At 66.2% G+C, this 7,764-nt stretch carries 6 protein-coding genes; 2 read left to right on the plus strand and 4 right to left on the minus strand.

Annotated features, from left to right (window positions below):
• From EOA38_RS21580 to EOA38_RS21590, 3 genes are all read right to left on the minus strand, one after another.
• The coding region (locus EOA38_RS21580) for an alpha/beta hydrolase (RefSeq protein ID WP_145966023.1) at positions 1-870 on the minus strand (870 nt) is incomplete at its 3' end.
• 154 nt (positions 871-1,024) lie between these two features.
• On the minus strand, positions 1,025-2,131 hold the full coding sequence (locus EOA38_RS21585) for a hypothetical protein (protein WP_127300187.1): 1,107 nt from the start codon (positions 2,129-2,131) through the stop codon (positions 1,025-1,027).
• Between the two features lie 336 nt (positions 2,132-2,467).
• Positions 2,468-4,273 (minus strand): methyl-accepting chemotaxis protein, encoded by a 1,806-nt coding sequence (locus tag EOA38_RS21590; protein ID WP_127300188.1) that lies wholly within the window; start codon positions 4,271-4,273, stop codon positions 2,468-2,470.
• A 287-nt stretch (positions 4,274-4,560) separates the two neighbouring features.
• Here EOA38_RS21590 and EOA38_RS21595 point away from each other — a divergent pair, with 287 nt between their 5' ends.
• Complete coding sequence (locus EOA38_RS21595) at positions 4,561-5,583, plus strand: D-alanyl-D-alanine carboxypeptidase family protein (RefSeq protein WP_127300189.1); 1,023 nt, start codon at positions 4,561-4,563, stop codon at positions 5,581-5,583.
• 285 nt (positions 5,584-5,868) lie between these two features.
• Here the strand turns inward: EOA38_RS21595 and EOA38_RS21605 are convergent, their stop codons facing one another.
• A complete protein-coding gene (locus EOA38_RS21605; RefSeq protein WP_127300190.1) occupies positions 5,869-6,318 on the minus strand; it encodes a universal stress protein in 450 nt (149 codons plus the stop codon).
• A gap of 545 nt (positions 6,319-6,863) precedes the next feature.
• Here EOA38_RS21605 and EOA38_RS21610 point away from each other — a divergent pair.
• A partial coding sequence (locus EOA38_RS21610) for a DUF1003 domain-containing protein (RefSeq protein ID WP_145966024.1) occupies positions 6,864-7,764 on the plus strand: 901 nt, incomplete at its 3' end.

Raw genomic sequence — 7,764 nt, forward strand, 5'->3', positions numbered from 1 at the left:
ACGCAGGACGGCATCGGATGCTTCCCGCTGGGGGAAATGCCCGATGCCCGGAAGTACATGCCGCCGGTAGCCGTTGTCGAACAGCGCCTCCCTGCCTTCGGACGTGGCGGGCGCGTTGCATGGATCGGCTTCGCCGTGAAGCACGAGCGTCGGAACACGGATCGCCGGATCGCCCCGCAGCCGCGCTTCCAGAGCCGCGCATGACGGGTCGGGCTCGGCGAGCCCCCAGCGCACCCGATAGGAATGCAGCACGACATCGGCCCAGTCGGGATTGTCGAACGCGGAGGCGGTAATCGCGAACGCTTCGTCGGAGATCGCCCCGCCGCCGGTCCAGATCGACCAGATGTAGCGCGTGAATGCCTTCCGGTCTTCCCGGACCAGTCGTTCGCCGCGCGGCAGCGCCATCAGCCAGTGATACCAGTAATTCTGCGCCTGGCCGAAGGATAGAGGCTGGTCGGGGTCGTTGGTTCCCCAGCCGACCGACAGAGCGGTGCAGGCCATAACGCGGTCCGGCGCGAGGCAGGCGGCGATATAGGCCGCCCGCGCGCCCCAGTCGTGTCCCACCATGGCGAAGCGCTCGATCCCGAGCACGTCGGCGAAGTCGAGCACGTCCCGGCCCAAGGCCGAAAGCTGACCGGACCGCATGGCGTCGGGATCGCGAAACCGCGTCGGCCCGAAGCCGCGCAGCCATGGCACGAGAACGCGATAGCCCGCTTCCGCAAGACCGGGAACAATCTGGTCCCACGTCCGGACGTCGTCGGGCCAGCCGTGAAGCAGGATGACGGGCATGCCGTCTGGAGGGCCGTGCTCTTCAAAGGCGATATCGAGCGAGGATGTGGTCGCGATCTTATGACGTGGTTCCGCTGGCATGACAGGAACCTACCGTTCACCTTTCCTCGTAACAAGCGATGCATTGCGATATCTGGCATCGTATAACACGATGCCTTATGGACCTGCGCGCACTTCACGCCTTCCGTTTCGTCGCGGAATGCGGCTCCACCCTCGGGAAATTAACGCCGAATGCTCAAGCCGGAACGGACCGGCCAAGCCGCAGGAAATCGCTGTCGAAGGGTATGTCCCTCGTCGTGCCGTCGGCGCCGAGGATGCGCAGCCGTCCTTGCGCGGCCGCAATGTCGCGCGGCGGCTCGCCGCCGGACAGAGGCATGGCGCCGATGACATGGCGGAAGGAGACGCTGCGCCCTTCCGTAAGGGCGAAGGCGGTCGCCACGCCTTCGTGCTTCAGCCAGTTGTCGCCGAGCGAGGCGGCATGGCCGACCGCGGCGCGGCCGTCCTCGATGCCGAGCACGCCGACATGGCGGCCGCTCCAGGGCGCGTAGTCGCGCCCGCCATTGCTGAACCACAGCATGGTGACCGGCAGCTCCGCCGGGTTCTTCAGCACCAGCACCAGATCCTGCTCGGCCCGCCGCGCCAGCGCCGTCCAGCCCGGCCCGCCGTGATCGGCCTCGACCAGGGTGATGAAATCCTCGCGCCGGTCTTCCATGCGGTAATCGCCGAGATCGGTGGTACCGCCGGCTGCGATCGGGAAATGGGCCAGATCGGTGGCGCGGGCGGGATAGGCGAAACGGAAGCGGCCGCGCGCCGGATCGGGCTCCAGCGGAGTCGCCGGCGTGACCGCCAGGCATTTTGGCGAGAAGGCCAGACGCCCACCGTCCTGCATCGCGGTCATCGGGTGGTGGGCGACGGAAATGGCGTCGGCCCCCCCGGAAAAGACGTGCTCCTGATAGAGGAAAGGATGGCTGTCGCGCAGGATAAAGATCTTGTCGACGGCGGCGCCCATGACCTTGCGGCGCAGCCGGAAGACGGCGCGCCAGCCGCCGGCAACGGCGCTGTTCTCGACGACATCCCATTCACTGTTGGCCGTCCAGCCATGCAGGGGCGCTGCCTCGACATCGCTGGTGGAAAACGGCGCGCAGAGGAAATCGCCGGAGAGGCGGACCGTGCCTTCGGGGAGGTTTTCCGGCAGGCTCTCGCGCGGCGAGCCGACCCAGGGCGCGCGGTGCAGCGGCTTCAGCCGGCGGCCGTCGGCCTCGACCTCCATGGCGGCGATGTGGCCGACGGCGAGATCGAGGGTGACGGAGATGCCCTTTGCGCCGATCGTGACCGTATCCATCGCTCAATCCCGCGAATCTTTGTGCAGCAGAAAAGCCTACCTGGCGCGGGCTGCGCAAGCGGCGCGACAGGCATTTTGCATCAGCGCCCACCCCTCCCCCTTGTGGGGAGGGTCGGCGAGCGGTCGGAGCAACGCGGAGATCGCTCGACGGGGTGGGGGTCCAACCAAAAGAATCTTTTTCGACCCCCACCCCGATCCGCTGCGCGGATCTGCCGGGTCCCCGCTGCTCCGCAGCGTCCCAGCGTTCGCTGGCCTTTCGTCGTGCCACCGGCACGACGAATTCGCTTTGCGAACCGGCCGCTCACCCCCACAAGGGGGAGGGTGGGCGCTCCGCTACTACCGCTTATACTCCCGCACCGGCGACTTCGTGCCGTCGGTGTAAGTCACCTGCACCGCCATCGATTTCACGTCGTCCTTGACCTTGAAATAGGGCTGGTAGTCGGCGGGAATCGCATAAGGGTCCTTGGCGTCGCAGGGCGGCATCTTGATTTCCTTGTCGAGCGCGGTGCCGTTCAGGCTGTAACGCACCTCCTTGATGGCGCAGCGGAAGGACAGCATCTGCGTGAAATAGACCAGGCCGTGGTTGCCGCTGGCGTCGAAGGCGATCCACGAAGTCCAGAACTGGTCGAGGATCTGCTTGTTGCCCTGCTGCAGGGCCGAATCCGGATCGAAGCGGATGTCGAACGGGCCGGTCTCGCGGCCCCTGATGTCGAGATATTTGATGCCGATAGTGGTGGCCGCGGTGCTGTCGGGCAGCTCGAAGCTCGGGTTCGGCATCGGCTTGCCGGTGCGCTGGTCGTTCATCGCCATCAGGCCGGTATCGGTGAACGGGCCAGAGTCGCCGAGCCGCCAGGAAATCGCCGTCGCCGGTTCGGGGAGCGAGATCGTCATCGACCAGCCGGCGTTGGAGCGCGTCGGCGTCAGCGTCGGCACGAAGCGCGACGGGTCGAGCACGTCGCCGAGCGCGGCCAGCCGGGTGCGGCTGCGGTCCAGCCAGTCGGCCAACTCCCTCTGGTCGACGAAATATTTGAGCAGGCCACCGTCCTTCTCGTAGGAGACGAATCTGGTCAGTGCCTGGGCTTCGCTGCGCTTGTCGGCGAGCGTCTGGCTGCCGAGACGATCCTCGGAGAACTCCTGCGCCTCGAGGAAGTAAGCCGGCGCATAGTCAGGGTTGGCGGCGATAAAGGCGTTGAGCTTGTCGAGCCGCTGGGCATCGTCGAACTGCAGGAGATGGACGAGCTTGATCGACGGCGCCTTGGCCTTTTCGGCGAGCTGGCCGAATACTTCGCGGGCACCGGCCTTGCCGTCCTGAACCCTGAGCAGCGTGGCAAAACGCGTATAGGGGTCGATGGCGTCGACATCGAAGCCGGCAAAGGCGAGATAGGCGCGCCGGGCATTCAGCATATCGCCCGCCAGCTCATAGACGCGGGCATTGTGATAGAACTCGTCGGGACGCTTGGGATCGGCGATCGCGCCGCCCTGCGCGGCGAGCTGGGCAAAGCCCTTGGCGATCGTGTCGATGGAGGCGGCGATCTGCTCGGTCGTCGCCTGCAGCTTTTCGGCCTGGGCCTGCTGCTGTTTCTGGCCGGCAGCCAGTGTGTCGGTCGTCTGCTTCACCGCCTCGACCGTCTTCTGCGTCTCGGCGCCCTGCGCGGTCTGCTGCTTCTGCGTCTCGGCAATCTGGTCGGTCGTCTGCGCCACCGTGTCGGTGGATTTCTTGACCGCTTCGACGGTCTTCTGCGTCTCAGTGACCGTCTTCTCGATCTTCGCCACCTTCTCGGAGACGATGCCCAGCGACTGCTGCAGCTCAGCCACCGCCGGCACCAGGGCGGCGATGACGCCGTTCTGCGAATTGGTCTCCTGCTGGACGCCATAGACGCCGCCGGCGATCGCGGCGGCGCTTGTTGCGAAGATCAGCGCCGGCATGGCCTTGGCCGCCAGCACCAGGCGCAGCACCATGGCGATGGCGATGATCGCCGCCGCGACGGCTGCGACGAGCGCGATATAGGCGGCAAAAGGCCCGAGCGGGTTGAGCACGTCGGACACCGCGCCGCTGAGGAAAGCGACGCTGCCCGCCCATTTGCCGGTGCGGCTGAGCGATGCCCGCATGAGCGAGGTCGTACCCGTGGCGATTTCCGACATGCCATTCCCCCCGAAATCCAAGCCGCGTGCATCATAGCGGCAAGGGGGTCGGGATGGCAAAGCGGGGGCTGAGCCGGTGCGGACGGCCCCATCCGCTGCAACGTTGCCGATTGGCGAAAGCCTAAGCAGCATCCGATTTCCCCCCTTGCCGGGGAGATTGGCAGCGTCGGCGTCGGCGCAAGCCTTTAAAACCTGGGCAAATGCCTTGTTATCGCCATTAACCAGTTGGACGCGGCACATGCGTTACGTTAGCGTCCTCGCATCTCAGCAACAGTTTTAGAACAGTCTTGTCCAGTCCCTTGCTTCTCCTCCATAAATTACTCGTCGCTTTTGCGTTTTTGCTGCTGGTTGCCGGCTGCACCACCGCGGCGCCGCCGGAAAGCGTGCTTGCCGTCCCGGCTCAGCCGCAGAAATATGCGGCGATCGTGGTCGACGCCTCGACCGGCAAGACACTGTTCGAGGTGAACTCGACGGCGCAGCGCTACCCCGCCTCGCTGACCAAGATGATGACGCTCTACATGCTGTTCGAGGCGCTGGAGAGCGGCCGCGTGAGCAAGGAGACGCAGATTCCGGTCTCCGACCACGCCGCCTCGCAGCCGCCGACGAAGCTGCGCTTCCGGCGCGGCGAGACGATCGACGTCGATTCCGCCATCCGCGCCATGGTGGTGAAGTCGGCCAACGACGTGGCGGTGGCTGTCGGCGAATATCTGGGTGGCGGCAGCGAGGACCAGTTCGCCGCCATGATGACCGCCAAGGCGCGCCAGCTCGGCATGGCGAGCACCAGTTTCCGCAACGCCTGCGGCCTGCCCGACGACGGCCAGGTGACCTCAGCGCGCGACATGGCGGTGCTGGGCATCGCGCTCGAGCACCGCTTCCCGCAGCATTTCCACTATTTCTCCGAGAGCGACTTCATGTTCCGCGGCCGGCTGGTGCGCGGCCACAACGACATGCTGGGACGGGTGCGCGGCGTCGACGGCATCAAGACCGGCTATATCCGCGCCTCCGGCTACAACATCGTCACCTCCTACAATGCCGACGGCAGGCACCTGATCGTGGTGGTGATGGGCGCCCAGAGCGCGCGCCAGCGCAACGACCATGTCGAGGCTCTGATCCAGCGGAGTCTCGCGCCGACTGTCGCCGATGCGCAGACCAGGCTGATGTATGCCGGGCAGCAGCCGGCCTCGCCGCTTCCGGGTGTGCCGGCGCCCGGCACGACGGCGCCAAGTTCGTCGCTGCCGGGTTTGGCGGCGTCCGATTTGCCGTCGCCGGATCTGGCCTCGCCCAGTTCGCCACTGCTGCCGGCGCAATAGAGCGTCGCGGCGGTGGAGAAAATCTGAGACGCCGGCGGGACAGCACCCCCCTCTGTCCTGCCGGACATCTCCCCCGCAAGGGGGGAGATTGGCAGACGTGAGGCCGGCGCACTCAATTCGCACTTTGGTGATTGGCGAAAGCTGGCGTGACATCTGATCTCCCCCCTTGCGGGGGAGATGTCCGGCAGGACAGAGGGGGGTGTGAAGGAACGCTACCTATCTCGCCTTGTGCCGGCCGGAGCGCAGGAAGCCGCCATTCGCGGGGCGGCTGAATATCGACGTGCCCTACCGCACCACCAAAACCGGGATCTCCGTCAGCGACACCACCTCCGCGGTCTGGCTGCCGAGCACCAGCCGGCCGAGGCCGCGGCGGCCGTGCGAGGCCATGACGATGAGGTCGCAGGCTTCCGCACGCGCCGTGTCGAGGATCGCTTCGGCCGGCGCCCTGTTTTCGATATGCAACACCTTCGTGCGTACGCCGAGCGCGTCAGCGTCGGCCCTGCACTTCTCCAGCACCTCGCGGGCATATTTGCGCGCGCTTTCCTCATAGTAGGTGAGCTCGTCGCCGGCGACATAGCCGGCCATGGCGCCGCCCCAGGCAAGCGTCGGGAACGGCTCGGAGACGGTGATGAAGGTCACAGTGGCGCCGAGGCCCTTGGCGAGCTCCAGGCCATGGGCGACGCCCTTGCCGGCGAGCTCCGAACCGTCGGTGGCGATGAGAATGTGCTTGTACATGGATCCCTCTTCTTGCGGGGCGATGCGCGCGCCCCAAGTGGCGGGCGCCTGACCGGTCACCCCGATATAGTTTTGCTAGCAGGCCAACCACAGAGGGCGGCTTGATCCGGATCAAGGCCAGCCGCCGGAGACGATTGCTCCAGCGGGGCTTGCCGCAAACGCATCCGGGCGCAGCTCAATTCCTCTCTCCGGGCCTGTCCCCAGAAGCGGCGGACAATCGCGGATGGCGCTCCCCCGCTCCGTCTCGGCTTCGCCGAGCCACCTCTCCCCGCTCTCGCGGGGGCGAGGAACCCAAGTTTGCAAAGGTCGCGCCCTCGGCGGTTAGCGTTTCCTCGCCCCCATGAAATGGGGGAGAGGTGGATCGGCGCGCAGCGCCGAGACGGAGCGGGGGCCTGCGCTGGCCTATGCGATTGCCAGCGGGCCAGCCGTGAGACATCCAGCCCATCACAAGAACTTGTTCCGTCACATGACCTTCACAGTCGCCATGGATATGCCGCGCCGGCTTGGCGTATCGTACCCGAAAGCCGAAGACAGGAGCACTGAGCATGGCCGGCGATCCCAAGGCATCCGCGCAGAAGCAAGCAGACGACGAGAACGAAAGCGGCGGCGAATATCTCGAGGCGGCCACCGTGCCGGAAGACGCGCATGAGGCGGCCGACGAGGTCCTCGAAGCGCCGGAGGTTCCGGATTCGGAGCCCACCCCGCCCGGCGCGACCAGGGCCAAGCCCAAGAAAAAACCCTCGGCGATCAGCGGCCGGAAGTTCCGCAAGCGCGACCTGGTGCGCATCGACGATCTGCGGCCCAGCCTCGCCGACCGCATCCGCGCCGACCATCCGGACCTGCCGCGCGGCGCCCGCGTCAGCCGCGCCGAGCTCGCCCGCTACCGCATGCGCTATATGGAGGAATTGCTGCAGCAGGAGCACGGCGAATTCTCCGAGCTCGACCGCCAGGTGGTGGAATCGATCGCGAGACAGGACACGATCTCGGAAAACTCGGAAGAGGAATTCGAGGAGCACCGCTCGTTTGCCGACCGCGTCTCCGACACCATGGCCGAGTTCGGCGGCAGCTGGTGGTTCCTGATCTCGTTCGCGGCCGTGCTTTTGATCTGGATCGGCCTCAACCTCGCCGAGGGCGCGACGAGCGCCTTCGACCCCTACCCGTTCATCCTGCTCAACCTGATGCTCTCCTGCATCGCCGCCATCCAGGCGCCGGTGATCATGATGAGCCAGAAGCGGCAGGAAGCCAAAGACCGGCTGCGCTCCTTCAACGACTACCGGGTGAACCTCAAGGCCGAGCTGGAAGTACGGCACCTGCACGAAAAGCTCGACTATCTGATCTCGCGCCAATGGCAGCGCCTGGCCGAAATGCAGCAGATGCAGCTCGACGCCATGCACGAGCTGACCGCGAAGAAGCAGAAGCGGGCGGCAAGGGGGGTGCGGAGGAGAG

It is taken from the genome of Mesorhizobium sp. M1E.F.Ca.ET.041.01.1.1 (assembly GCF_003997355.1).
Lineage (GTDB): Bacteria > Pseudomonadota > Alphaproteobacteria > Rhizobiales > Rhizobiaceae > Mesorhizobium.

Bases quoted from the DNA above. Each gene is read 5' to 3' on its own strand.
- EOA38_RS21585 (WP_127300187.1), bottom strand. From the start codon at position 2,131: ATGGATACGGTCACGATCGGCGCAAAGGGCATCTCCGTCACCCTCGAT.
- EOA38_RS21590 (WP_127300188.1), bottom strand. From the start codon at position 4,273: ATGTCGGAAATCGCCACGGGTACGACCTCGCTCATGCGGGCATCGCTC.
- EOA38_RS21605 (WP_127300190.1), bottom strand. From the start codon at position 6,318: ATGTACAAGCACATTCTCATCGCCACCGACGGTTCGGAGCTCGCCGGC.